The 25,513-nt window shown below is 42.2% G+C and carries 23 protein-coding genes and 2 pseudogenes; 21 read left to right on the plus strand and 4 right to left on the minus strand.

Features of this window, described 5'->3' with window-relative positions; translation table 11 throughout:
* Positions 1 to 67 precede the first annotated feature (67 nt).
* The 8 genes and pseudogenes from OKX00_RS11140 to OKX00_RS11175 all read left to right on the plus strand — a co-directional run bounded on the left by OKX00_RS11140 (position 68) and on the right by OKX00_RS11175 (position 7,152).
* Positions 68 to 1,084 (plus strand): NAD-dependent epimerase/dehydratase family protein, encoded by a 1,017-nt coding sequence (locus tag OKX00_RS11140; RefSeq protein ID WP_265410410.1) that lies wholly within the window; start codon positions 68 to 70, stop codon positions 1,082 to 1,084.
* The gene (locus OKX00_RS11145; protein ID WP_265410411.1) at positions 1,085 to 2,185 is read left to right on the plus strand and encodes a dihydrodipicolinate synthase family protein; all 1,101 of its coding nucleotides are present in this window, start codon (positions 1,085 to 1,087) and stop codon (positions 2,183 to 2,185) included.
* Positions 2,172 to 3,023, plus strand: coding sequence for a class II fructose-bisphosphate aldolase (locus OKX00_RS11150; protein WP_265410412.1), 852 nt, complete (start codon positions 2,172 to 2,174; stop codon positions 3,021 to 3,023). Before OKX00_RS11145 ends, OKX00_RS11150 begins: the two co-directional genes overlap by 14 nt.
* Entirely contained in the window at positions 3,020 to 3,982 is a 963-nt protein-coding gene (locus tag OKX00_RS11155; protein ID WP_265410413.1) for a 1-phosphofructokinase family hexose kinase, read from the plus strand. Before OKX00_RS11150 ends, OKX00_RS11155 begins: the two co-directional genes overlap by 4 nt.
* A complete protein-coding gene (locus OKX00_RS11160; protein ID WP_265410414.1) occupies positions 3,979 to 5,013 on the plus strand; it encodes an SIS domain-containing protein in 1,035 nt (344 codons plus the stop codon). The genes OKX00_RS11155 and OKX00_RS11160 overlap by 4 nt, the downstream gene beginning before the upstream one ends.
* Positions 5,014 to 5,024: 11 nt before the next feature.
* On the plus strand, positions 5,025 to 5,921 hold the full coding sequence (locus OKX00_RS11165; RefSeq protein WP_265410415.1) for an ROK family protein: 897 nt from the start codon (positions 5,025 to 5,027) through the stop codon (positions 5,919 to 5,921).
* 53 nt (positions 5,922 to 5,974) lie between these two features.
* A pseudogene (locus tag OKX00_RS11170) lies at positions 5,975 to 6,295 on the plus strand (mannonate dehydratase); the annotation flags it as partial.
* Positions 6,296 to 6,315: 20 nt separating this feature from the next.
* On the plus strand, positions 6,316 to 7,152 hold the full coding sequence (locus tag OKX00_RS11175; RefSeq protein ID WP_265410416.1) for an SDR family oxidoreductase: 837 nt from the start codon (positions 6,316 to 6,318) through the stop codon (positions 7,150 to 7,152).
* 205 nt (positions 7,153 to 7,357) lie between these two features.
* Here the strand turns inward: OKX00_RS11175 and OKX00_RS11180 are convergent, their stop codons facing one another.
* The gene (locus tag OKX00_RS11180) at positions 7,358 to 9,085 is read right to left on the minus strand and encodes an acyl-CoA dehydrogenase family protein (RefSeq protein ID WP_265410417.1); all 1,728 of its coding nucleotides are present in this window, start codon (positions 9,083 to 9,085) and stop codon (positions 7,358 to 7,360) included.
* Between the two features lie 3 nt (positions 9,086 to 9,088).
* A complete protein-coding gene (locus OKX00_RS11185; RefSeq protein WP_265410418.1) occupies positions 9,089 to 10,573 on the minus strand; it encodes a class I adenylate-forming enzyme family protein in 1,485 nt (494 codons plus the stop codon).
* Positions 10,574 to 10,862: 289 nt separating this feature from the next.
* On the opposite strand from OKX00_RS11185, the pseudogene OKX00_RS11190 reads away from it, so the two are divergent.
* The 12 genes and pseudogenes from OKX00_RS11190 to OKX00_RS11245 all read left to right on the plus strand — a co-directional run.
* Positions 10,863 to 11,315: pseudogene (locus tag OKX00_RS11190) on the plus strand (ATP-binding cassette domain-containing protein); the annotation flags it as partial.
* Positions 11,316 to 11,597: 282 nt separating this feature from the next.
* Positions 11,598 to 13,433, plus strand: coding sequence for a sigma-54 interaction domain-containing protein (locus tag OKX00_RS11195; RefSeq protein ID WP_265410419.1), 1,836 nt, complete (start codon positions 11,598 to 11,600; stop codon positions 13,431 to 13,433).
* Positions 13,434 to 13,585: 152 nt separating this feature from the next.
* Positions 13,586 to 14,671, plus strand: a complete 1,086-nt coding sequence (locus tag OKX00_RS11200; protein ID WP_322114365.1) for a tartrate dehydrogenase — start codon at positions 13,586 to 13,588, stop codon at positions 14,669 to 14,671.
* A 15-nt stretch (positions 14,672 to 14,686) separates the two neighbouring features.
* Positions 14,687 to 16,135, plus strand: a complete 1,449-nt coding sequence (locus tag OKX00_RS11205) for an aldehyde dehydrogenase family protein (RefSeq protein WP_265410420.1) — start codon at positions 14,687 to 14,689, stop codon at positions 16,133 to 16,135.
* Positions 16,132 to 16,905: an SDR family NAD(P)-dependent oxidoreductase gene (locus tag OKX00_RS11210; RefSeq protein ID WP_265410421.1), complete on the plus strand. Its 774-nt coding sequence runs from the start codon at positions 16,132 to 16,134 to the stop codon at positions 16,903 to 16,905. The genes OKX00_RS11205 and OKX00_RS11210 overlap by 4 nt, the downstream gene beginning before the upstream one ends.
* A gap of 46 nt (positions 16,906 to 16,951) precedes the next feature.
* Positions 16,952 to 18,277: an MFS transporter gene (locus tag OKX00_RS11215; protein WP_265410422.1), complete on the plus strand. Its 1,326-nt coding sequence runs from the start codon at positions 16,952 to 16,954 to the stop codon at positions 18,275 to 18,277.
* Positions 18,278 to 18,307: 30 nt separating this feature from the next.
* Entirely contained in the window at positions 18,308 to 19,171 is an 864-nt protein-coding gene (locus tag OKX00_RS11220) for an energy-coupling factor transporter ATPase (protein WP_265410423.1), read from the plus strand.
* Positions 19,168 to 20,034 (plus strand): energy-coupling factor transporter ATPase, encoded by an 867-nt coding sequence (locus tag OKX00_RS11225; protein WP_265410424.1) that lies wholly within the window; start codon positions 19,168 to 19,170, stop codon positions 20,032 to 20,034. The genes OKX00_RS11220 and OKX00_RS11225 overlap by 4 nt, the downstream gene beginning before the upstream one ends.
* Before the next feature lie 2 nt (positions 20,035 to 20,036).
* Complete coding sequence (locus OKX00_RS11230; RefSeq protein WP_265410425.1) at positions 20,037 to 20,879, plus strand: energy-coupling factor transporter transmembrane component T family protein; 843 nt, start codon at positions 20,037 to 20,039, stop codon at positions 20,877 to 20,879.
* 48 nt (positions 20,880 to 20,927) lie between these two features.
* On the plus strand, positions 20,928 to 21,485 hold the full coding sequence (locus tag OKX00_RS11235) for an ECF transporter S component (RefSeq protein WP_053358239.1): 558 nt from the start codon (positions 20,928 to 20,930) through the stop codon (positions 21,483 to 21,485).
* A complete protein-coding gene (locus OKX00_RS11240; RefSeq protein WP_265410426.1) occupies positions 21,485 to 22,474 on the plus strand; it encodes a P1 family peptidase in 990 nt (329 codons plus the stop codon). The genes OKX00_RS11235 and OKX00_RS11240 overlap by 1 nt, the downstream gene beginning before the upstream one ends.
* Complete coding sequence (locus OKX00_RS11245) at positions 22,471 to 23,685, plus strand: M20 family metallopeptidase (protein ID WP_265410427.1); 1,215 nt, start codon at positions 22,471 to 22,473, stop codon at positions 23,683 to 23,685. The genes OKX00_RS11240 and OKX00_RS11245 overlap by 4 nt, the downstream gene beginning before the upstream one ends.
* A 72-nt stretch (positions 23,686 to 23,757) precedes the next feature.
* Here the strand turns inward: OKX00_RS11245 and OKX00_RS11250 are convergent, their stop codons facing one another.
* Complete coding sequence (locus OKX00_RS11250) at positions 23,758 to 24,153, minus strand: DoxX family protein (RefSeq protein WP_265410428.1); 396 nt, start codon at positions 24,151 to 24,153, stop codon at positions 23,758 to 23,760.
* A 202-nt stretch (positions 24,154 to 24,355) separates the two neighbouring features.
* The gene (locus tag OKX00_RS11255; protein WP_265410429.1) at positions 24,356 to 24,718 is read right to left on the minus strand and encodes an STAS domain-containing protein; all 363 of its coding nucleotides are present in this window, start codon (positions 24,716 to 24,718) and stop codon (positions 24,356 to 24,358) included.
* Positions 24,719 to 25,220: 502 nt separating this feature from the next.
* On the opposite strand from OKX00_RS11255, the gene OKX00_RS11260 reads away from it, so the two are divergent.
* Positions 25,221 to 25,496, plus strand: a complete 276-nt coding sequence (locus OKX00_RS11260; RefSeq protein WP_265410430.1) for a hypothetical protein — start codon at positions 25,221 to 25,223, stop codon at positions 25,494 to 25,496.
* The last annotated feature ends 17 nt before the right edge of the window (positions 25,497 to 25,513 follow it).

The raw sequence follows: 25,513 nt of genomic DNA on the forward strand, positions 1-25,513 counted from the left end.
GGAACGGGTTATAAAAATTAGAGACACTAAAAAGACTTGTCTTAAAAAGGAGAGTTGAAAGAGAACTATGAATACAATAGCGGAATTAGAAAACAAGCTTTCGGAACCATCACCAAGATTAATTGAAGATATAAGAAGCATTTCCGGTGACATTATCATTCTTGGGGCAGGCGGGAAAATGGGGCCAACTTTGGCAAAGATGGCAAGAAGGGCTGCAGATAAAGCGGGGCTCTCAAAAAGAATCATTGCTGTATCCCGCTTCAGCAACCACCCAGCCCGAATCGAATTAGAGCAAGAAGGAGTAGAAACTATCGCTGCGGATTTATTGGATCCTCATCAGCTGAATCAACTCCCAGAAGCTGAAAATGTTATCCATATGGCTGGATTTAAATTTGGAACGGTCGGCAATGAGGCGTATACATGGGCTATGAATACTTACTTGCCAGCATGTGTGGCCCAAAAATTCAAAGGAGCAAATATTGTCAATTTCTCGTCTGGAAATGTATATCCCCTGACACCCGTATCAAAAGGTGGAGCCACAGAAACCCATCCAACTGGTCCAATAGGGGAATACGCTCAATCCTGCTTGGGGAGAGAACGTATTTTTGAATATTTTGCTCACCTGCACCAAATCAAAATCGTCCATTTCCGATTAAATTATGCCATTGATTTACGGTATGGTGTGCTGCTGGATGTGGCAAGGCAAGTAAAAGAAGGAAAACCCATTGATTTAAATATGGGGCATGTAAATGTCATATGGCAGGGAGACGCCAACGAAATGGCCATCCGAAGTTTAAGATTGGCAGACTCTCCGCCATTGATTATAAATGTAACAGGTCCAGAAACCATCTCTATCCGCGGGCTTGCCAGACAGTTTGGAAATCTGCTGCAAAAGGAACCCGTTTTTCTAAATGAAGAAAAAGAAACAGCGTTATTAAGCAATGCATCAAAAGCTCATCAATTATTGGGTTATCCCAATGTGCCGCTTCAGCAGATGATTGAATGGGTTGCCCAGTGGGTCGAAAAAGACGGAATAATGATTAACAAGCCCACTCATTTTCAGCAACGGGAAGGAGCTTTTTAAATGAATGCACAGCTTTGCCCAGAAAAGCATAAAGCTCTTTTATCGGGTATGGTAATACCCGCCCACCCTTTAGCCCTTACTTCTTCACGGCAACTGGATAGAGAACGCCAAAAAAGTTTAACAAGTTATTACATTGCATCAGGTGCCGGTGGTCTTGCAGTAGGAGTGCATACCACCCAGTTTGAAATTCGCGATCAGCCAAAAATGTTTGAAGAGGTCTTGAGATTAGCGATAGAGGAAGCAGCTGACGCAAGCCTTAACAGGCCGTTTGTTATGGTTGCAGGAATTTGCGGACCAACAGATCAAGCGTTAAAAGAGGCAAGGCTGGCAAGAGAGCTTGGCTACGATTTAGGTTTGGTCAGCATGGGTGGGCTGTCTGAATGGACAGAACAACAGCTTTTTGAACGAATGAAAGCCATCTCTTCCATTATTCCAGTCTTTGGTTTTTATTTGCAGCCTTCTGTTGGCGGGAGAATTCTAAGTTATGAGTTCTGGAAAAGAATAGCGAACCTATCAAATGTGATGGCAATCAAGATTGCTCCGTTCAATCGTTATCAAACAATAGACGTAGTAAGAGCAGTCTGTGAATCAGGAAGAACAGAGGAAATAGCACTTTACACCGGGAATGACGACAATATTGTAGCTGATTTACTCACACCTTACCGTTTTGTTATCGATGGCCGATTGGTTGAGAAAAGAATTGTCGGAGGACTGCTTGGCCATTGGGCAGTCTGGACCAAGAAAGCAGTGGAACTATTGGAGGACATAAAAAAAAGGCTGCAGAATGCTCCGAACGCAGTAAGTTATGATGACTTATTGCAACGGAATATAGAAATAACGGATGCTAATGCAGTAATTTTTGATGCTGCCCATCAGTTTTCTGGATGTATTCCTGGCATCCATGAAATACTTCGAAGGCAAGGAATGCTGGAAGGAAGATGGTGTTTAAATCAAAAGGAAGATTTATCACCGGGACAAATGGAGGAAATTAATCGGCTCTATCATCAATATCCCCATTTAAATGACGATGATTTTGTGAAAAAGAACCTCTTTAAAATGAAAATCAATGATGTAAAGGAGGATACCAATGCCATTAGTTAGCTCAAAGGAAATGGTGAATGATGCCTATCGAAACCATTATGCGATCGGAGCATTTCCCGCTCATAACTTGGAAATGATTCGAGCCGTTACTGAAGCTGCTGATGATTTAAGCGTACCGATAATTTTACAATCCACACCTGCAACCATTTATTATATGGGAATGGATCATATGGTAAGCATGGTTAAAACCGCAGCTGACGGTGTCAGTGTTCCAGTATCCCTCCACCTGGATCATGGAGAAAGCATAAGAACCGTACATCAATGTGTGCGTGGAGGCTATAATTCCATAATGATTGATGGTTCTCTCCTCCCATTTGAAGAGAACATCGATTTGGTTAAACAAGTAGTTAGTGTTTGCCACGATGTAGATGTACCAGTAGAAGCAGAATTGGGTGCTATCGGAAAGGCAGACGATGAATCACAAGACATGGAATATTATACAGACCCTTCCATGGCAGAGGAGTTTGTGTATAGAACGAAGATTGACTTTTTAGCTGCAGCATTTGGTACAGCTCATGGTCAGTATAAAAAGGCGCCAAGGCTCGATTTTGACCGTGTAAAAAAAATCTCGGAACAAACCGGAGTTCCTATCGTTATGCATGGAGCGTCCGGAGTTCCGGATGAAGACCTAAAACGGGCGATAGGCTGTGGCGTAAGTAAAGTGAATTTCTCAACAGAGTTAAAGCAGGCTTTTTTTAAAGAGCTGTCCCATTTTTTACATGAAAATCCTCTTCAGAATGATCCGCGTAAGGTTTTCGTGACATCAAGAGAAGCCGTAAAATCCATCGTGAAAGAAAAACTATTGCTGCTGAAGCCCATTCCAAAAGCCGTACAATGACAAATCAGAAATTTGTTACGACAGTTACCCTAAATGCTGCTATTGATATTACTTATAAACTTTCCAGCCTCAGAACCGGCCACATACACCGGGTAGGAACATGTCACAAAGAACCGGGAGGCAAGGGTATCAATGTGGCAAAAGTATTAAAAGCTTTCCATATTCCTGTCATTGCCACTGGGTTTGCTGGGGGCTTTAACGGAAAGAGCATATGTAACATGCTGGATCTCTTTGCAGTGAAACATGATTTTGAACCTGCAGCAGGTGAATCCCGACTGTGTATTACGATACTGGATGAAGAGGCAGGGAGCCAAACAGAGCTATTGGAGAAAGGACCTGTCATTTCAGAGGAAGAATATGGCGGCTTTCGCCGCCGCCTGCAGAAGCTTGCAAAGCTAAGTGAATTTGTTGTTTTTTCGGGCAGTCTTCCTTCTGGTTTGCCTTCATACACCTACAAGGATTTGGTAGGTATAGTTCAACTTTTAGGCGTAAAGGCGGTCGTGGATACAAGCGGTGAGTCCTTAAAGGAAGCAATTAAAGCTAAGCCATTTATGATCAAGCCGAATTTTCAGGAGCTTATAGAGATGACAAACCGGACAACTTGGTCAGAGGATGATATTTATGATTGGATCATACACTGCCAAAATCTAGGTATCTCTTATCCTTTTGTATCGATGGGGGAAAACGGATTGTTTGCCGTCATCCATGGTGAGAGATGGAAAGTGGTGCCTCCTAAATTACAAGCAGTAAATACGGTTGGCTGCGGAGATACACTCATTGCCGCTCTCATTGCAAAAATGATAGAAGGTAAAAAAACAGCCGAAGTATTGCGAGCTGCAGCAGCTGCAGCAGCTGCTAATGCCATGGAAGAAAGAGCTGGAGTTATATCGCTGGAAAAATGGAACGAATTGAAAAAAAGTGTAGCCATCTTACGTAATGGAAAGGAGTACTATTCATGAGTAGCTCATATACGTTTCAAGAAATCCATTCACAGGCAGCAACATTGGAAACAACCCAAAAACTTATGTTGGATCTTTCAATAAAGAAACCTGAAAATAAATGTGTTCACTTGTTTATTGGATGCGGAACCTCTTATTATCTTGCCATTTCTGCTTCTCGTTTTTTTCAAGAAACAACAGGAATGGCTGCTCAAGCGGTTCCAGCTTCGGAAGTTTTTTTACATCCTCAACAGACATTTGCACAAGATTGCCATTATAAACTAATTGCTATTTCCCGGTCTGGAACAACATCAGAAGTTCTGCACGCATTAAAATCGGTAAAAGGAAATAAGAAAATTGCAACCCTTGCTGTGACTTGCCATGCCGAATCCGAAATTACTCAATTAAGTGGAGAATCTATCATATTGAATCACGTACAAGAAAAAAGTGTCGTCATGACTCAATCGTTCACGAACATGCTGTACGCACTACAGCTATATTCTGCCAGACTGGCTCAGCTTGAGCTGCATGATTTACTGCTTGTTCCCCAAATAGTAAAAGAGACGTTGAAGGATACAGAAATGATGCGTGAGATTGCTGAGACTGAGCAGAATCAACGGTTTATTTTTCTTGGAACGGGAAGCTCTTTTGGATTAGCGGAAGAAGGCTGCCTCAAATTAAAAGAGATGACACAAACCGAATGTGAGGCCTATTCTGCTCTTGAATTTAGGCATGGCCCCATCTCAATGGTAGATGAAAAGACCGTTGTATTATTGTTATCAACCGGTGACCTGCCAAGAAAAATAGAAGAATCACTGCTTCTCGATGTTCAGTCATTCGGCGGGCGGACAGTCCTGATTGGAAACCAGCATGAACGATTAGGAGCAGACCTTGTTATTACCGTTCCATGCAGTTCCAATTCTAAGGCAGCTTTACTGTGTCTAATGCCTTATTTACAAATGCTAGCCTATTATCGGGCAACTGCGCTAGGATTAAACCCCGACCATCCTAGAAATCTTAATCAGGTGGTTAAGATTAGCTTTTCTTCATAGGAGGTCCACCTATGTATTCTATTGGTGTAGATATCGGCGGTACCAAAATTGCGGCTTGTCTGGTCGATGAACAAGGAAGTTGCCAGGAAGTAAAAACCATTCAAAGCAAGCCTCATCACCCTGAAGAAATGTTCGATCAAGTTGTGAATTGCATAAAAAGAGTGGTGTCAGATGCTTGTGTTTCATGGAAAGATATTCATGGTATTGGTGCAGGTGTTCCTGGAAAAGTGGATGTGGAAAAAGGAATGGCTGTCTATCAAAACAATCTTTCCTGGTCGTCCTTTCCCATTGCAGAAAGGTTAAGAAATACATTTCAAACGGAAGTCTGGATTGATAATGATGTCGTTATGGCTGCATATGGCGAGTGGCTGCATGCAAACAGTAAATCAAACGAAATTTTTGTGTATATCACATGGAGTACCGGTATTGCTTGCTGCACCTTGTATAAGGGATCAGTCCTCAATGGACGTGGTTTTGCCGGAGAACTTGGATTATCTTTTGTTACATCAAGCAATCAGAGGATCGAGGAGCTTGCAAGTGGCCCAGCTATTTCCAGAAGAGGAAGGGTTCAAACCGGTCAGCATTTTTCCACAAAGGAATGGGTCAAGAACTATTATAAAGGTGATTCGTGTTCCATTGTATTGATGGATGATGTGATCAAAACGTTTAGTAAGGGAATTTACACCATTATTAATTTGTTAGATCCTCATAAAATAATCATCGGAGGTAGTGTAATAACCCAAAACCCCTTTTTGTTACGATCAATCAAGGATTCTTTAAAGGGCTTAGTCTTGCCGGAACAGCAAGGAACAGTAGACAGATTGTTCATTAGCCATCTTGACGGAAAGGCAGCACTTATTGGAGCGGCTTTAAAAAGAAATCCTGACTTCAGGTCCCAAAAGAAGTAGAGTGTACTCTCTTAATCTATTTACTTAACCACTGAACGATATGGAGGTGTAAGATGAATATCACATTTCGATGGTACGGCCGCGGGAACGATACGGTCACACTGGATCATGTTAAACAAATTCCAGGAGTGAAGGGAATCGTTTGGGCGCTGCACCAAAAGCCTGTCGGGGAAGTATGGGATAAGGAAGAAATAAAGTCTGAAGTGGAGTACATTCAATCAAAGGGATTTCATGCAGAGGTTGTAGAAAGTGTGAATATCCATGAAGCGATCAAACTCGGCAATGAAGAACGCAATCGTTATATTGAAAATTATAAGCAAACGATCCGCAACCTTTCTGAATTTGGAGTAAAGGTCATCTGCTACAACTTCATGCGTAAAAAAGGAGTTAGCGTATGATTCCCGTGCATGAAACCTTAAACCATAAAACAGCGGTCATCACCGGCGGCAGCGGGGTCCTTTGTTCCGAGATGGCCCGTGAGCTCGCCCGCCACGGCATGAAAGTGGCAGTTCTGAACCGTACCGCTGAAAAAGGGCAAAAGGTTGTCGACGAGATCCGGCAGTCTGGCGGCACCGCTCTTTCTGTCTCCGCTGACGTTTTGAACCGGGAATCATTAGAAAAGGCGAAAGAGGAGATTTTAGAATCGTTTGGTTCCATCGATCTACTGATCAATGGGGCTGGAGGCAACCATCCCGATGCGATCACTGACTTTGAGACATACGACGAAGAAGCTTCAGGAAAATCATTTTTTGATATGGATGAGAACGGATTTTCCAACGTGTTCTCAACTAACTTTATCGGCACTTTTCTTGCATCTCAAGTATTCGGCAAGGCATTGCTGCAGGCAGAATCACCGGCTGTTATCAATATTTCATCCATGAGTGCTTACTCACCCATGACAAAAGTGCCTGCTTATAGTGCGGCAAAAGCATCGATCAATAATTTTACGATGTGGATGGCCGTCCATTTTGCGGAAACAGGTCTGCGTGTGAATGCGATTGCACCGGGGTTCTTTTTAACGACACAAAATCGCGGACTGCTTTTGAAGGAAAACGGAAGCTATACAGACCGGTCAAGTAAAATTATAGGAAGCACTCCGATGAAGAGGTTTGGGAAACCAAAGGACTTACTAGGAACGATGCTTTGGTTAGCGGATGAATCATACTCCGGATTTGTGACGGGTATCACTGTTCCAGTAGATGGTGGATTTATGGCTTTTTCAGGTGTGTAAAAAATAATTTTATTAATTTAATGCATAAAAGCGTTTACTTATTAAAGTGTTGTGGTATGATAGGGAGTATAATCGTTGGGATTAAACAATCTCTTGACACACCCCCTAATGAAATACCCTCATTGAGCAGCCGGATCCTTTTGATTCGGTTCTTTTTTTGTAAAAAAAAAAGCGGAGTTTTCCCCGCTCCTTTATCCTTCAATTTTCAATGAAAGCAAACGATTTTCTCAAACTTCTCATCGGTAATGGTATCACCCAGGATCCCGCGATCAGGAGAAAGATCAAATCTCATTCTGTACCAGTGTTCTGCGACGATCATTCTCCTGTTATCTCCCATATGTTGAAGATCATATTGCGCTTCTTCCAGTAGATGGACGGCTGTATACACATCATACATAAAATCCGCCAGTTTCTTCGCGAGGGCACTTTGCTGCTGACCATCTTGTTTTAATACATGTTCAAACAGTTCTTCCATTCGTTGAGATTCCATCTTTATTTGGGTTCGGAGCTGAAGAAGTTCGGAATTTTCGATTTGGTTCAGGTTTTGATTCAAATCTTCTAAAAACGGTACTGTTCCGCCCTTCTGAAGCGTTTTTAGCACTTCGAGCGATTGGATGTTTGCGGATCCTTCCCAAACCGGATTAACGACAGCATCCCGTAGAAGGCGAGGGGTAACATATTCTTCAATGTATCCATTGCCTCCATACAGTTCAAGCGCCTCTTTGGCAGCGGATACACCTAGCTCGCTGCACCGGTATTTGGCTAGTGAGAGCAGGATCCTGAGGAGGGCTGTACTTCCAGGGGTGGATTCATTAAAGGTATGCACCCGGTCGAATAAAGAAATCATCTGAGCGGAGATCGACCATGCTGCCTCAATTCCAGTCATAATGTTCGTCAATGATTCCTGTACCATGGGATAAGAGATAACCGCTGCCCCGAATGCATTACGATGGCTTGTGTAGACGGCCGCTTCGAGAAGTGCTCTTCTTGCAACTGCAAGCCCTGCGAGAGAGGTGCCAAGCCTTGAAACATTGAGAGCTTCTGCCATGTATTTAAAGCCGTTCTCTTCTTCACCAATGAGATATCCGACTGCCTCCTTTAAGATGAGTTCCCCACTGGCGACTGCACGGACACCCAGTTTATCCTTAAGCCTTCTTATCGTTACCTTGTTTTTTGTCCCATCTGCCAAGGTCCTTGGCACGATAAAAAGTCCGAGTCCCTTTGTAGATGGTTTTTCGCTGACTCTTGCGAGGGCAATGGCAATTTCGGCATCACAATTGCTCGCGAACCATTTTTCTCCTGTCAGGAGATAGTGGTCGCCGTGTTTAACTGCAATGGTTTGGGTTGCTCCCACATCTGACCCGCCTTGTATCTCGGTTAAAAATGTCGCTCCTTGAGCGTGTACTTCAGGATCGGTAGAGGACAGGCGGGAAAGGTAATCGTTCTTTTGCTGAGTGGATCCGAATTTTTCAAGAACGAAAGCAACGGACTGTGAAAGTCCTACAGGACAAGTGAAGCCATTTTCAGCTTCACACAGCAAATAAAGCAGAATGGAGTTCACCATGAAAGGAACCTTTTCAGGGGCGTTCTCATCATAGCGATAGGATACGACACCTGTTCCATAACCGTCCTTTACCGTTTGCAAATATCCCTCGTTATACCAGACTTCATTGATTTCTTCCCCTTTGCGGTTATAACGGATCAGTTTCGGAGCTCCATCGCGATCGGTATGTACAGCCCGCTGATCAATTGGGCCAGAAGCAAGCTCTCCTGTTTTTTGAAAGGCGGATTCAACATATGTAAACATCGGAACTGATAAATAACGTTTCGCATAGCGGACAAGGATCGGATCGTCATTATACCAATTGGCTTCATTTCCTTCCTTCCATTTTGTATAGTCGATACGGCCGCTGTTCTTTAAACTGTTTTTCACGTGTCACATCTCCTTTACGAGCTGTTTTAGGATTTTACCGTTGGCATTGTACGGCAGTTCAGTAACAAAACTGTATGTACGTGGGCACTTATACGCAGCAAGATGGCCAGACAAAAAGCTTCTAAGTTCACCCTCTGAGACCTCTGAATCTTCTTTTCTTACAATAACAGCCTTGATGGTTTCGCCCCACTCCTGATCTTGAACCCCAACAACGCAAGCCTGAAGAACATCTGGATGTTTCGTCAGTGTTTCTTCGATTTCCCGGGGATACACATTGACTCCGCCCGGAATGATCATGTCTTTTTTACGGTCAACAATGAATAGATAGCCATCTTCGTCTCGGTAAGCAATGTCACCGGTATAAATCCACCCTTCACGAAGAATTTCCTCGGTGGCGTCTTTGTTGTTGAAATAGCCGGACATGACACTGTCGCCCGCTAAAATAATTTCACCGTATTCGCCAGGAGCAGTTTCTGTTCCATCATCATTGATGACTTTCATCTCCATATTTACTACCGGGGTTTTACCAATGCTTCCTGGTTTATGTTCATGTTCCTCCGGGCGCAAAAGGGACCCGTTCGGCCCGGCTTCCGTCAACCCGTATACCTGATAAAAGTTTTTGTTATGAAAGGCTTTCGTTACGAAATGATAGGAAGCAAGCGGCATGGCTCCACCGCCATAGGCGAATACCCGCATGCTGGATAGATCATAATTCGATAGGGAAGGTTCTTTGGCTGCAAGCAAATATGCGATAGGAGAGGCAAAGGTGAATGTCGTTTTTTCTTGATGGATCCTTTGGAGAAAGTTCTGAGGTGTGAAATCTCCAAGAACATGAGAAGCCCCGCAATAAAGCCCGCCCATGAAAAAACAATTCAGGGGAGCAGAATGGGAAAGAGGCATTTGTGAAAGGATGCGGTCATTGTGGGATAAATGGAATTCTATTGCGATCCCCAAGGCAACAGAGGAAACCTGGGCATGAGTGAGCATCACTCCTTTTGGAAGACCCGTCGTTCCTGAAGTGAGCATGATCTCACAAATCTCGTTCGTATCAATCGAGAAGTTCAGATTATCGGATGAGAAGGGGTGGGATTGGTTAACGGCATGTTCCAAGGAAACCGCCAGAAGTGGTAATACTATAGCCTCCTGTGAAACGCATGACTGAAAAGATTGCTCATAAAGGATTCCTCTGCAATCCATTCTTTCTAAAATAGAATGGACCTCGGTTGACTTGAGCCGTGTGTTGAGAGGAACAGGAATGGCTCCCGCTTTTAATAAAGCAAAATACGCATAGAAGAAATGCTCATTGTTTCGCGACATGATCGCCATTCGTTCGTTCTTCCTGACGCCGTTTTCAATCAGTAGTCGGGCAAGCTGATTGGCTTTGCCATTCATATCGCTGTATGTCAATCGTGCTGTACCTGTAATAAATGCTTCTTTCGTTGGTAACTTCCGGGCGTTTCGTTCCAAGACACCGTGAATGGTATTCATAATCCAAACTGCCACCTTTACTAGTAATTTAACGTCATCGTCTTTTCCAAGGTGTTAACTAACTGTTTGACATCTTCCTATGAGATTCCTGCAAATGAGGGGTTTTTCATGAATGTACAAAAATGCTTCATAAGTCACATGTTTAAATGAGTAATGGAAACCACGAATTATCACAGTAAAATCCTATACAGCAGTAAGCGAAACTGAACCAAAGAGCAAGGAAATGCTAGGAATTTTGGATTAAATACCAATTATTAGTTATTTATTTGGAGCCGCATTATAATATCAAATTCGGTTTGGCCGGCCTGACGCAACGGATGAGGAAGTAGAAAAAACAGCTGACGTGGTAGGAGCTCACTTATTTATCAACAAGCTGAAGAATGGCTACCAGACGGAAGTAGAAGAGCGGGGAAATCTCCTGTCTGTAGGTGAGCGGCAGCTCTTGTCTTCTTTTGCACGAGCCCTGCTTGCGGGTCCACGAATCCTTATTCTAGATGAGGCGACCGCGAGTATCGATACTGAAACCGAAGTCAACATTCAAAAAGCACTGAAGACCCTTCTTGCAGGGAGGACGGCCAGCATCGTTGCGCACCGCCTTTCCACCATACGAGAGGCCGATAACATCATCGTGCTCGATCACGGAAACATTATTGAACAAGGAAGCCACGAGGAGCTGATGGAGCTCGAGAAGGAATATTACCGGCTGGTCCTCTCACAGTTTAAAAGGCTTGGAGTTTGGTAAGTATATGAATGGCCTTTCTCTATAACGATTAGAGAAAGGCTTTTCATTTTTGAGAAATGTGGATAGGCTTTTTTGAAGTTGGATAATTTTTATTTAAAGAGTGCAGGTTATTCTCTTTTTTTATAGTGTTAGTCTTTTTTACGCTACTGAGTAAAACACTAGAAAACCTTACTATTAAATGGATAAGTTGTAAAATAACTATGTTACACTAGATTTAAAATTAATTAGCAAAAGGATATGCGCCCCTTTTTTATTCTAACTTATAAGAAAAGAGGTTGATCAATGATTGCTTTATACAAAGTGGATAAGGAGCTAGAGGAATTCATTACTCACATATTAATAAAGAGTGGTATTCAATCATCCTCATTTCATTCAAGAAAAACAGTCATAGATCATATTATGAATCCATTTGTCCTTATTACCCCTTCCATCTATTTAAACGAGGTTGAATCATTTTCGATTCCCATTGTCCCCTTGTCCTTGCACTTAAGTGATTTTAAAAAAACGATAGACAAATACGATCTTCTTGGAAAAAACCCACTCATTATCGTATCAAATGATGAAAAAAAATGGCTGGATAATGAGAATCAAATGATTTACAATAAAACATTTGAAATTTGCAGCAAAGACAACTTCGATTTTGGAAATGCAAAGATAAACACATCTATCCTAATTCCTTCTTGGGAAAGTCATCTGCCCATTGCCCAACAAACAAAAGAGAACCTATATTATGTTCAACCATCAATGGATACCGTATTTTCCTCTATAAGACAGGCGATAAACCTCTTGGGTGTCACCAGAGAGATGTCCAAAGAAAAATACCAGGTACAAGCCATCGTCGATTCTGCTCATGATGGATTAATAGCGGTAGACCGCCAAGGGAAAATAACTCTAACCAATGAAAATGCAAAAAAGTATTTAGGACTTGAAGGTGAAGTCGTTGGAAAGTACATAACGGAATTTATTCCGCACTCGGATATGCTTAGAGTGCTTCAGACTGGAAGGAAAGAAATAGGGGATGTTGCTAAGATCCTCGATCGGCAAATTATTATTAATCGTTTTCCAGTCATTCTTAACCATACTGTGGTAGGAGCGGTATCTAATTTTAAGGAAATCACTGACCTGCAAAGGCTGGAAATGAAACTAAGGAAAAAGTTGCATGAGCACGGATTAGAAGCAAAATACAGACTCGAAGATATTATTGGAGAGGAAAAAGAGATCCGAGAAGCCAAAGAACAGGCAAAGATCTTTTCGAAAACGGATGCGACGGTTTTAATTACAGGGGAGTCTGGAACAGGTAAGGAATTATTTGCTCAAGGGATCCATCTGGAAAGCAGCCGTGCTATTGGTCCATTTGTTGCTGTTAATTGTGCAGCCTTTCCTGAAAGTCTCCTGGAGAGTGAATTGTTTGGCTATGAAGAAGGAAGTTTTTCAGGTGCAAGAAAAGGCGGTAAACAAGGACTCTTCGAATTAGCACATGGAGGGACCCTCTTTTTGGATGAAATTGGCGAAATGCCCTTGCAGATACAGGCGCACCTTTTGCGTGTTCTTCAGGAAAGGTCTGTACGCAGAATTGGTGGACAACGAACGATTCCTGTTAATGTTCGAATTATTGCAGCCACAAATTCAAATATTGAAGAAGGAATTACCAAGAAAGAATTTAGGACAGATTTATATTATAGATTAAATGTACTCTCTCTTGAATTGCCGCCTTTACGAAATAGACTGGGGGATATCCCTTTACTTACCGGACATTTTATTGAGCAATTCAACCAAATGCATCGCAAGCAAATAGTAAAAGTTGAAGAAGATTTTATTTCTGTTTTGCAACATTACCACTGGCCGGGTAACATCCGAGAATTAAGAAATGTCTTGGAGCGAATTGTTTTACTGCAAAAAGGAACAGAAATTTTGGCTGAAGATGCTTCCTTTTTTTACCCTAAGCTAAGGAAGAACAACACAAGAATAATAGAGAGCAGTGCAATCACGATAAAAGAGAGTGAAAAAGAGTTAATTCAAGGAGCACTTCAAAAATATGAGAGCAAAGCAGAGGCAGCAAATGCTCTTGGGATTGACCGGTCAACTCTTTGGAGGAAAATGAAAGAATACCGATTATAATGTTTTATTTTGAAACGTTTGTTGTAAAACGCAACAAAAATTCTCTTCGGTACTATTTTTTTACGTGATAAGTTCAGAAAATTTTAAATTAACAGAATTGGCACGAAACTTGCAAAGTAATTATCATTAACATAACAAAATGAGGTGATAACTTGAAGCATTTTTCGATTGCCGCCATACCTGGAGATGGAATTGGACCTGAAGTGATGGCAGAAGGGTTAAAAACAATAAAAAGGATTGAGGAACTTCACGGAGGGATTCATTTTTCTATCGACTCCTTTGATTGGAATTGTGATTACTATTTAAAACATGGAAAGATGATGCCTGAAAATGGTTTGGAAATTTTGCGGGATTACGATGTCATACTGCTTGGAGCGATAGGAGCCCCATCTGTACCTGACCACATATCCGTTTGGGAGCTGATCTTGCCTATTCGGAGGACTTTTCAGCAATATATCAATTTACGTCCAATTAAACTTCTAAGAGGATTGGACAGCCCTCTTCGTTATAAAGCGCATGATGATTTGGATTTTGTAGTAGTCCGTGAAAATACGGAGGGAGAATACTCCAACATGGGAGGGCGGATACACGAGAATACTCCCTTTGAACTTGCTGTACAAAACAATGTGTTTACGAGATATGGAACCGAACGAGTGATCAAATATGCCTACTCCTTGGCTGAAAAAAGAACCAAAAAACGGCTGACCGCAGCTACTAAATCGAACGGTATTAATCACTCAATGCCTTTCTGGGATGAAATCGTAAAGGAAGTCAGCCGGTATCATCCATCTATACGAACTGATATTTATCATATTGATGCACTGGCGGCCTATTTTATTACACGGCCTGAAGAACTTGATGTTGTTGTAGGAAGTAACCTTTTTGGTGATATCTTAACTGATCTTGGGGCAGCTATTGTAGGTGGCCTTGGACTAGCCCCTTCAGGAAATATTAACCCTGAAAAAACGTACCCTTCAATGTTTGAACCGATTCATGGTTCTGCGCCCGACATCGCCGGAAAGGGAATAGCCAATCCCATTGCTCAGATCTGGAGTATCAGCTTAATGATGGAGCATCTTGGTTTTTCTGAAGTTGCGGACTTAATTGTAGACTCGATCGAAGAGGTACTCCTTGAAGGAAAGGTATCAACACCAGATCTTGGCGGGAAACACACGACGAGTGAATTTGGAAGTGCCATTCATGAACAAATGACGTTTAAGAGTATGAATTTTAATTAGGGAGATGGATGAAGGATGACCGAGACACAAACTTCATTATTGAATGATAAAAAACTCTATTTGTACATTGATGGAAAACACGTTCAAACCGAACAAACTATTCCTGTTTATCATAAGTACACAGGGGAGGTGATTGCAAACATCGCTAAAGCAAGTAAGCATCATGTGGATCAGGCAGTGTCTGCGGCTGAAAAAAACTTTAAGACCGACAAATTAACAGCCTTCCAGCGATCTACTATTCTTTCAAAAGCAGCTGATTTAATGGAGGAGAGACGCAGGGATTTTGAACTCTCATTAGTAAAAGAAGTGGGTAAGACCCAAAAAGATGCGGCGGGAGAACTTGACCGAACGATTAACACGATCCGTTTGTCCTCAGAAGAAGCCAAAAGAATCGCCGGAGAAATGATTCCGCTGCAGGCGGCGGAAGGGGAAGATAACCGGTTAGGCTTTACAATCCGTGTTCCAAAAGGGGTTATTGGAGTCATCACTCCATTCAATTACCCTTTGCTGTTAGGGGTTCATAAAATTGCTCCCGCTCTTGCTGCTGGAAATACCATTGTAATTAAGCCTGCTACCACTACCCCGCTGGCGACTTTTCAGCTAGTGGATCTTTTGGAGGAGGCAGGTCTTCCGAAAGGCTATGTAAACATCGTCACCGGTGCAGGCAGTGAGGTTGGTGAATGGCTCTTGGAAGATGAGCGCATTGCGATGTATACATTTACTGGTTCAGGTGAAGTAGGAAGGCATATTAAAGAACGAAGCGGTTTAAGGCCAGTAGCTCTTGAGCTGGGCAACAATTCTCCGAACATTGTTCATAGTGATGCAGATTTAGAGTTAGCTGCGAAACTTACGGCGAGCCGCAGTTTTCACAACGCTGGACAAGCATGCATAGCTGTTCAGCGCCTATATGTTCATCAATCTGTCCTGAATGATTTTACAGAGCATTATTTACATTATGTACAACTATTGAAAGTGGGCGATCCAGAAAAAGCAGAAACAGACGTTGGTCCGATGATCAGTGAAAAAGAAGCCATTCGTTCAGAGAAATGGGTGAATGAAGCCATTGAACAAGGAGCAAAATCCTTGTTGCCAGTAAAAAGGGAAGGTGCCTTATTATTTCCAACAGTACTCGTCAACACGAAACCTGAGATGAAAGTGGTATGTAAGGAAGTGTTCGCTCCCATTGTTAGTATCATTCCTTATCAGGATATTGAAGAAGCATTCCAATGCGCCAATCAATCAGAGTATGGGTTGCAGGCTGGCATTTTCACCCGTGATTTACAGCTGGCGATGAGAGCGGCTAAAGTTTTGCAATACGGCGGGGTAATCATAAATGATGTATCAACTTATCGTAATGATGTAATGCCATATGGCGGTGTGAAAAACAGCGGGATTGGAAAAGAAGGACCGCATTACGCCATTCAGGAAATGACAGATGAACGTATGGTGGTGATGAATCTATGACTGCAGGATTGCTAGAAGGAAAAACAGCTATCATTACTGGGGCTGGCTCGGGAATGGGGAAAGCTGCAGCTAAGGTGTTTGCAGCCCAAGGAGCTAAGGTCGTGTTAGCAGACTTAAACAGAGACGCTGCTAACCTTACAGCCGAAGAAATAGGACAAGCAGGAGAAGTAATGGTCGTTCAGACAGATGTGGGAGATGATGAAAGTGTCCAATACCTGGTCAATGAAGCCGTCGATAAATACAAAAATTTAGACGTCCTGCTAAATTGCGCGGGAGTTCCTCAGTTTTTCACTCCCATTGAAGAAATGAGCATAAGTGAATGGGATAAGATTATGAACGTCAATACGAAATCGATTTTTTTGACCACACGGCATCTTGTTCCTCATATGAAAAAAAAGAGAAAAGGATCGATAATTAATATCGCTTCCATTGCAGGAATACGGGCCAGACCTGGATTAAACGCTTATTGTGCATCGAAAGGGGCGGCGATCATGTTAACCAAGGCACTGGCACTTGAATTAGCTCCCTATAAAATCCGGGTTAACGCCATTAATCCAGGACCAGCTGAAACTCCTATGCTGGGAAAATTCTTACCTGGTGATGAGGAAAAGGTTGAGGAAGACAAAAAGAAAATTTTTCTCGACAGCGTCCCTCTGGGCACTTTGATTCAACCGGAGGATATTGCGGAGGCAGCTTTATATCTAGCTTCTGATCTAGCAAAAGCGGTCACTGGAGAAATTATGAATGTCGATGGCGGCCGGGGAATCTAGTCTGAATTTAAGTATTAAGAAAACAGGATAAGAAGGGGAGGTTTATATGCATCAACCTAATGTATCAATTGAAGAGCGTACAACAAAAAAAGTATTTTGGAGAATCATTCCGTTTATCTTTTTGTTATACATTGTAGCCTTTCTTGACCGAGTAAACCTTGGATATGCCGCATTAGATATGAACAAAGATTTAGCACTGGCAAGCTCTACGTTTGGTTTAATCTCTGGTATTTTCTTCTTTGGATACTTTCTGTTTGAAATTCCAAGCAATATACTCTTGCACAAAGTAGGAGCAAGAAAGTGGATCGCACGGATCATGATCAGCTGGGGATTAGTTGTTATTATGACAGCTTGGGCTCAGAGTGCTGCACACCTCTATGTTTTGCGTTTTCTTTTAGGAGTAGCGGAAGCGGGATTTTTTCCAGGGGTTATTTTATATATTACCTACTGGTTCCGGGCAAAAGAGCAGGCCAGAGCCTTCGCCTTATTTATGACAGCTCTTGCAGCTTCAAATATCATTGGAGCTCCATTATCTACTTGGATCATGGATTCTATTAATTGGGCAGGGATGCCTGGATGGCGCTGGATGTTCGTTTTAGAAGGAATACCTGCAATCATCATTGGAATTGTTACGTTTTTTTACTTAACGGATCGTCCACAAGACGCAAATTGGCTGGAAAAAGAAGAAAAAGAGTGGCTCATACAGGAAATTCAACATGAAAACGGACAGAAAGGGAGTCTGAAACACCATTCAACTCGTCAAGTGCTAACCAACCCTCTGGTTTGGAAACTATCACTCATCTACTTAACGCTGGTTATCGGTCTATACGGCATTGGATTTTGGATGCCGACCATCATAAAATCATTCTCTTCGTTGCTCACTAACACCCAAGTTGGCCTTATTTCAATGGTGCCTTACATTGCTGGAGGAATTTGTATGATTTGGTGGGCCCGACGGTCAGATCGAACAGGTGAGCGAAGATTATTTACGGCTCTACCTCCTTTATTGGGGGCTCTAGGCTTAATTGGGGCAGGGATGACGTCCAATCCTTATCTTTCTATTTTAATGATGTCCATTGCAACCGTTGGAATCTACAGCTTTTTTGGTCCCTTCTGGTCACTCCCTGCTTTATTTTTGACAGAAGCCTCAGCAGCAGTAGGAATAGCACTGATTAACTCGATTGGTAACTTAGGAGGATTTGTCGGACCTTACATGATCGGTTATTTAAAAGATGCTTCTGGAAAGATGGAGGCAGGGCTATTTTTTCTAGCCTTTAGTTTAATAATGACGAGTTTGCTAGTTTTCAGTTTAAAAAAGCAAAACTCAGTTATGAAGGCTGATGAACCCCTGGTAAAAACGAAAACGTTATAGTTACCAGAGCATAGGGGAAAGGGGATTTTAATGACAAAACCTCTTATTCAAGTTAGCGACCTTAGTTTTGAATATAGTGTGAATAACAATACTTCCATACCGGTATTGAATGGAGTTACTTTTGATATTTTTCCAGGAGAATATGTTGCGATTGTTGGACATAACGGCTCCGGCAAGTCCACCCTATCAAAACACTTGAATGGAATTCTTAAGCCAAGTAATGGCGATGTGTTGGTAAGCGGTTACAATACAAAGGAAACGAATGTAATCCGGGAGATTCGCCAAAAGGTAGGTATGGTATTTCAGCATCCCGATAACCAGATTGTTGCGACAATCGTTGAAGACGATGTCGCCTTTGGTTTAGAGAATATTGAAGTACCCGCATCCGAGATGAAAGAAAGAATTGAATATGCATTGAAAGCAGTAGGGATGAGCGAGTTTCGAAAAAGACCGCCACATCACCTATCAGGCGGACAAAAACAGCGGGTCGCCATTGCGGGAATCATTGCAATGAAACCAGATTGTTTAGTACTTGATGAAGCTACCAGTATGCTGGATACCCATGGAAGAAGAGATATTTTGGAAGTTGTCCGCAAACTGAATAACGACGGAATGACCATAATATCCGTTACCCACCATATGTCGGAAGTAGCAGAGGCCAGCCGGGTGATCGTTATTGAACAAGGCCAGATTGTAATGGACGGCCCGCCCAGAGAAATCTTTCAGCAGTATGAACTGTTGCATCAATTGAAGCTTGATGTTCCTGTTGCCAGTCAATTGGCAAGATTTATTCATGAATACGACGAAGAATTTCAGGCAGACTTAATCCAGAATAACGAGATTGTCCAAGAAGTTGTACGTCTATCAGCCAAAAGAGGGGTGATTGTAGGATGAGTGATCTTCCCATTTTAGAAGTGAAAGATTTATATCATACGTACATGGAAAAGACCCCTCTTGAATACCAGGCGCTTTCAGGGATTAATTTACAAGTGAAAAAAGGGGAATGCATCGCAATTATTGGTCATACGGGATCCGGCAAATCCACGTTAATTCAGCATTTCAACGGTTTGATGCGTCCTCAGCGCGGAGAAGTATTGGTGGAAAGCCAAAAGTTATCTGATTCAAAACTTGATGTAAAAGCTTTGAGAAGAAAAGTAGGCCTCGTGTTTCAAAACCCTGAAGACCAGATTTTCGAAAAGCTGATCGGTGATGATATCGCGTATGGCCCATTAAAAATGGGACTCCCATTAAAAGAAGTGAGGGATCGTGTCAAGTGGGCAATGGAATTGGTCGGCCTTTCTTTTGAGGGACTGAAAGACCGGGTGACCTATGCCCTGAGCGGTGGACAAAAAAGAAAAGTTGCTTTGGCCGGTGTTCTGGCATTACAACCCAAAATTTTGGTATTAGATGAACCTACAGCAGGTCTTGACCCCCATTCGAGACAAGAACTTTTGCACAAAATAGGTCAGTTGAACGAGAAAGAGAACATGACAGTCATTTTTGTTTCTCACAACATGGAGGAAGTGGCCTATTTAGCTCAAAGGATTTATGTGTTGGCAGAAGGGAAGAATCTGGTTGAAGGAACACCCCGAGACATTTTCGGTAATTCGGAAACCCTAGCTAAACACCATATTGGAGCACCTCAAACTGTAGAGATTCTCGCACGTCTAAAAGAACGGGGTTATCCAGTCAATCTTAAAGCATATGAAATGGAGTCTGCCGCACAGGAAATCGTTTCTATCCTTCATAGGAGATGATAATGTTGGCTGGTTTTGAATTAACACGCAATATAACGATTGGCCAGTACTTGCCTACTGGTTCACTTGTTCATCGTATGGATCCCCGCGTAAAGCTTTTAGCCTTCACGATTCTAGTCATTGCAATGGCTGTATGTGACACCTACGGAGGTAATATTATTGCTCTTGCTTTTGCCTGTTGGTTATTTTACATGTCACGTATTCCCATTAACTATGGTTTATCAGGGGTCAAGCCTGCAATCCCATTCATTTTGATATTAGCCGTGCTGCAATTGTTGTTCTATACCAAAGTTGCTTCTGGTGGAACGGTTTTAGTGGATTATGGATTTATCCTAATAACAAGTGACAGCATAAGGCTAGTCGTCGTTTCTGCCTTTCGTTTTATCGAGATCATCTTTTTAAGCAGTGTACTAACCTTAAGTACTTCTACAACACAAATTACACATGGGATTGAGAGTTTATTAAGACCATTAAAGCGTGTAAAGTTTCCGGTTCATGAATTTGCGCTGATTATTACGATAGCAATCCGTTTTGTTCCAACGTTTGCTATGGAAATGGAAAAAATGATGAAGGCCCAAGCATCCAGAGGAGCGGAGTTTGGAACGGGTGCCTGGTGGAGAATTATCCAAAGAACAAAAGATGTATTCCCTATTATTATTCCATTATTCAATGTTGCTATGTCCCGGGCAGAGGACTTAGTGCTCGCAATGGAAGCAAGGTGCTATACACCAGGAAGTGAACGGTCAATTTACACAAAGTATAAGGCTCAAACCAAAGATTATATAGCTATTCTTTTTTGTATTTTATTCGCTGCATTCTTACTAGCATTCCCTTTTCCCTACTAGAGATCACTACCAAACTATCATTCTTTAAAAAATAAGGAGGGTAATCGAATGGAAAGAGGATTAACCACAAGAAAGATTGTCATTGCAGGTGTCTTAGGAGCGGTAGCTATTTTGCTTGGTGTCACTCGGTTAGGTTTTATTCCTGTTCCAACAGCAGCAGGAAACGCAACCATCATGCATGTTCCTGCAATCATTGGAGGAGTTATGCAAGGGCCATTTGTTGGACTGGTAATTGGATTAATCTTCGGTGTTTCGTCTTTTTTGGATGCAACGATACCACTATTCAAGGATCCACTAGTGGCTATCCTTCCTCGATTGTTTATTGGTGTCACTGCTTACTTCTCTTATATTTCACTTCGTAGAGTAAACGAATATGCCGCTATTGGAGTGGCTGGCTTTATCGGAGCTTTTACCAATACGCTCCTCGTTTTAATCATGGCGGTGGTTAGAGGCTATATTGCACCGGGTGTTGCGGTTACAATTGCGGTTACTAATGGCATACCGGAAGCTATAGTCTCCGTTATCATTACCCTGGCAGTAGTTGTAGCTTGGAAAAAACTGGATCATAGCGGGAACAGAAAATCCAAGATTTCTGGAGATATGTAGTGGAATGTTTTCAAAATATTACGGATGTCCCTGGCATTAAAATCGGCAATGAAGAAGACCGTATAGGTTATACAGGATGTACTGTTTTAATAATAGAAAAAGGCGCCGTTTGTGGTGTGGATGTTCGGGGGGCTGCTCCAGGGACTCGGGAAACGGATCTGCTTCACCCCCTGAATCTCGTTGAGCAAGTGCACGGTATTTGCCTGGCGGGAGGAAGTGCCTATGGTCTGGATGCAGCAAGCGGGGTCATGAAGTTTTTAGAGGATAAAAGGATTGGTTTGGATGTTGGAGTAGGAGTTGTTCCGATTGTTCCCTCAGCAGTCCTTTTTGATTTGCCTGTTGGTGACCCTTCGGCAAGGCCAGATCGGGAAATGGGTTATCAGGCATCATCCAACGCGGAAAGGGGACATTTTCCACTTGGTAATTCAGGAGCAGGATACGGGGCCACGGTTGGTAAAGTAGCTGGCCATCATCGAGCAATGAAGGGAGGTCTCGGTTCGGCGTCTTTAATTTTGCCCAGTGGTTTAATTGTGGGTGCTATTGTTGCCGTTAATGCCATAGGGGAGATTCGAAATCCTGAAACTGGAGAAGTCATTGCGGGTGCAAGAGATGACCAAGGGAATATAAGAAGCAGCTTAGAATGGATGATTGAGCAACCTGAAATTCCATTGACTGCTGGCACGAATACAACGATCGGAGTTGTCGCGTGCAATGCTATGTTAACGAAGTCACAAGCTTCGAAAGTAGCCTCCATGGCTCATGACGGTTTAGCGAGAACGATTTATCCTGTGCATACGATGTATGATGGGGACACCATATTTTCTCTGGCTACTGGAGATATCAGTGCTTCTGTTGATCTGATTGGAACCATTGCTGCAGACGTTTTAGCACAGGCAGTCATCCAGGCCATTATGAAGGCTGAAGGGATCAAGAACTTTCCATCAAGTAAAGATGTCAAAAAATCACTTTGGAAAGGAAGGGAGCAATGACAACTGCTATAGAATCTATTCTCCAATATGTTGATGAAAAAGAAGTAGTCGAACTGACAAGAAGCCTTATCCGTATTAAAAGTGTTTATCGCCCAAATCTTGAAGACGGAAACGAAGAAAAGGTAGCCCGTTTCATCGTTGATTATCTTAAGGACATAGGATTAGAAGTTTACTATGAAGAAGTAGTGCCTGGGCGCCCGAATGTTATAGCAATCTATGACTCTGGTATTCCCGGAAAAACCCTCCTGTTTGAGGGGCATACAGATGTGGTAACTGAAGGAGACCTGGACTCCTGGACGTATGACCCCTTTGGGGGAGAAATCAGTAACGGTAAAATTTATGGAAGAGGTTCTTGTGATACAAAAGGGAATTTAGCCGCTGCGATTTCTGCTGTTCATTCTATGAAAAAATCAGGCGCAGCATTCAAAGGTAAAATTATACTTTGTATCCCATGTGACGAAGAAGGCATGATGATTGGTATTAAACATTTTATAAAGAATGGCTGGGCGAATGATGTGGATGGTGCCATTATTTGTGAACCAGAGGAGAATCAGCTATGCATTACCCAAAAAGGTGCGATGAGGATCGTTTTGAAAACTTACGGAAAAATGGCTCATGGCGCTATGCCGCTCACAGGAATCAATCCTGTTACAAGAATGGCTAAATTAATCGTAGAATTGGATAAACTGGAACAAACAGAAAAAGAAAGACTGGGAGAACATCCTTATCTCGGATGGCCAAGTATCACGCCTACAATTCTCCAAGCACCAGTAAAGGGGGAGCCGCAAATCAATGTAGTTCCTGCACAGTGTATGGCCACTCTTGATATTCGGACGGTACCGGGACAGGAGCACGAACAATTAAGAAGCAAAATTAAAGATATTATTGAGCGGCTTAGTGAAGATGATGATGATTTTAAAGCAACACTCGAACTGATTGAAGACCGTCCTTGGACTGAGACGCCAAAAGATCATGAAGTTGTACAAGCGATGGCACAGGCATATACCCAAGTTACGGGCAAGGATCCTGTTTATAACGGTGTACCAGGTGCAACAGATGGTACTTTTCTTCATCTTGCAGGGGTGCCAATCGTTACAACAGGAGCAGGTGATCGGTATATCCCGCACCATGCCGATGAATATGTTGATATTAAAGAACTTGTTGAAACTGTGAAACTTTACACTCTTTCCGCACATAATTTTTTGAAATAGCTCCTAACAAATCATTAAAGGCAGTTCCTGTTATAACAGGAACTGCCTTTTGAGGTTTGATGAAATCGGGGTTTAAGTGTGGGTAGAATCTTTCAATGTTACTGCAGCTAACTTCTTATGATGGAAAACGTACGAACCTGCAATCAAGATAAATCCAACAAAAAAGATTACCCATGAACTGAAGGGATCTCCAACAGCGATCGTAGAATACATCGCACCGGCCAGATCGAAGAAAAAACCGGCATAGGCCCACTCTTTTAATCTTGGAACGCCTGGCACCAGAATGGCGATAACACCCAACAATTTGGCAATTCCGAGAAAAGACAAAAGATAGTCAGGATAGCCCAAATGATTAAATAAATCCACAGCAGCAGAAAAAGAGAGAATATCAGGAATGGAACCTGCGAGCATTAAGGCTGCTAACAATGCTGTGAAGACCCAATACCAGACACGAATTCGCTTCATCATCTCATTCCCCTCAAAATAATTTTGCATTGAATTTTTGTTTCACCATCATCCATATACAAAGGGAATGAGGAGTAGAATGAGACTTTCTATTCAATTTAATATAAGAACAATGAGTCTAGTAATGGTTTAAAAGTAATTGACGAAAATATAAGGATGAGGTAAAGGATGACTTTTAAGAATAATTCTTTTTTACAAGCCAAATTTATGCGAACGTTTCCACGGTCTTCTTGTTCTTGCTGGATTCGACCATTTCTATAAGCCCTGTTACCTCAAGTAATCGGCGGACGCGATTCGTCATGCCTCTTAGCATTAACGTACTGTTGTTCCTTTTCGTTGATCTAAGCACGCCAGCGAAAACTCCTAACCCAACACTATCTATGAAATCAATCTTTTCAACATCAATAATTATGTCTTGTTTAGTTTTTTCTGATAATGGGACAAGTATTTTTTTCAACCTGGGTGCCGTGTAGCTCTGAACTTCTCCTACTAATTCCAAATAATGAGTGCCGTTCAATTTTTCATGTGTAATTTTAAGATCCATAACATTCCCCATTGACATACTCATAAGGCAAAACTCCAGGAGAAAGACTTTATCATAATTGCAGGGCCACCTGTTTTTGCTATGGCTCGTTGATGATCCGTTAACTCAGTAAGAATTTGTTCGTTGGTTAATGTCATCGTTTCCTCCTTCAACGTTGTCTAATATCTTCTTCATTAAATGTTTAATCGGTTACTGTCAGAGTCGCGAATATCGTCCAACCTACTGCGTATTTTTGAGTGATGCAATGAAACACATGGTTTAGATGCCGTTTGCGTAAAGGACAATAGGCATTCATTACTGTTCTTTCAGTTAATAGTTTAATACGTAAATATAAAAGATTAGTGTGTAGATTATAAAGAATTATTAAATAAACATTAAACCTGATCGCTTAGTTTTGTTTTGGCAAACGCTCATTTCCCTGAAATCTTCTAAGGGCAACCATTAGCTTGTAAAAGAAATAGAAGAGGTTCGAAAGTTAGGTAATGGTCTAGAAAAAGCTTTTTATCTTTGGCTGTTTTCGTAACCTTTGTTGCTCTTAGGAGTGGTTGATTTCCGTTTCAGGATGCTCGCTTTTACCGGCATAAACGCCTACTTTCGCGGGGCGTGCGGTGAGCCTTACCGGCGCCAGCGCCTACTTTCTCGGCGCACGCGCCTGTGGGTCTCACCTGTCCCGCTTTTCCCGCAGGACAAGGAAGACTTCGGCAGCGTTTTATCGCACGAAGAAAATGTGAAATTCATTTTCGAGGAGTCTCGCACCTTACACTCCAATCAACTTGTCAATGATGGCTGTTTACTAAAATGACCCAAAAGCAGCAATCT

The organism is Fictibacillus sp. KU28468 (genome assembly GCF_026153615.1).
GTDB classification, from domain to species: domain Bacteria; phylum Bacillota; class Bacilli; order Bacillales; family Fictibacillaceae; genus Fictibacillus_C; species Fictibacillus_C marinisediminis.

Bases quoted from the DNA above. Each gene is read 5' to 3' on its own strand.
- OKX00_RS11140 (WP_265410410.1), top strand. From the start codon at position 68: ATGAATACAATAGCGGAATTAGAAAACAAGCTTTCGGAACCATCACCA.
- OKX00_RS11145 (WP_265410411.1), top strand. From the start codon at position 1,085: ATGAATGCACAGCTTTGCCCAGAAAAGCATAAAGCTCTTTTATCGGGT.
- OKX00_RS11150 (WP_265410412.1), top strand. From the start codon at position 2,172: ATGCCATTAGTTAGCTCAAAGGAAATGGTGAATGATGCCTATCGAAAC.
- OKX00_RS11155 (WP_265410413.1), top strand. From the start codon at position 3,020: ATGACAAATCAGAAATTTGTTACGACAGTTACCCTAAATGCTGCTATT.
- OKX00_RS11160 (WP_265410414.1), top strand. From the start codon at position 3,979: ATGAGTAGCTCATATACGTTTCAAGAAATCCATTCACAGGCAGCAACA.
- OKX00_RS11165 (WP_265410415.1), top strand. From the start codon at position 5,025: ATGTATTCTATTGGTGTAGATATCGGCGGTACCAAAATTGCGGCTTGT.
- OKX00_RS11175 (WP_265410416.1), top strand. From the start codon at position 6,316: ATGATTCCCGTGCATGAAACCTTAAACCATAAAACAGCGGTCATCACC.
- OKX00_RS11185 (WP_265410418.1), bottom strand. From the start codon at position 10,573: ATGAATACCATTCACGGTGTCTTGGAACGAAACGCCCGGAAGTTACCA.
- OKX00_RS11195 (WP_265410419.1), top strand. From the start codon at position 11,598: ATGATTGCTTTATACAAAGTGGATAAGGAGCTAGAGGAATTCATTACT.
- OKX00_RS11205 (WP_265410420.1), top strand. From the start codon at position 14,687: ATGACCGAGACACAAACTTCATTATTGAATGATAAAAAACTCTATTTG.
- OKX00_RS11210 (WP_265410421.1), top strand. From the start codon at position 16,132: ATGACTGCAGGATTGCTAGAAGGAAAAACAGCTATCATTACTGGGGCT.
- OKX00_RS11215 (WP_265410422.1), top strand. From the start codon at position 16,952: ATGCATCAACCTAATGTATCAATTGAAGAGCGTACAACAAAAAAAGTA.
- OKX00_RS11220 (WP_265410423.1), top strand. From the start codon at position 18,308: ATGACAAAACCTCTTATTCAAGTTAGCGACCTTAGTTTTGAATATAGT.
- OKX00_RS11225 (WP_265410424.1), top strand. From the start codon at position 19,168: ATGAGTGATCTTCCCATTTTAGAAGTGAAAGATTTATATCATACGTAC.
- OKX00_RS11230 (WP_265410425.1), top strand. From the start codon at position 20,037: ATGTTGGCTGGTTTTGAATTAACACGCAATATAACGATTGGCCAGTAC.
- OKX00_RS11235 (WP_053358239.1), top strand. From the start codon at position 20,928: ATGGAAAGAGGATTAACCACAAGAAAGATTGTCATTGCAGGTGTCTTA.
- OKX00_RS11245 (WP_265410427.1), top strand. From the start codon at position 22,471: ATGACAACTGCTATAGAATCTATTCTCCAATATGTTGATGAAAAAGAA.
- OKX00_RS11250 (WP_265410428.1), bottom strand. From the start codon at position 24,153: ATGATGAAGCGAATTCGTGTCTGGTATTGGGTCTTCACAGCATTGTTA.
- OKX00_RS11255 (WP_265410429.1), bottom strand. From the start codon at position 24,718: ATGAGTATGTCAATGGGGAATGTTATGGATCTTAAAATTACACATGAA.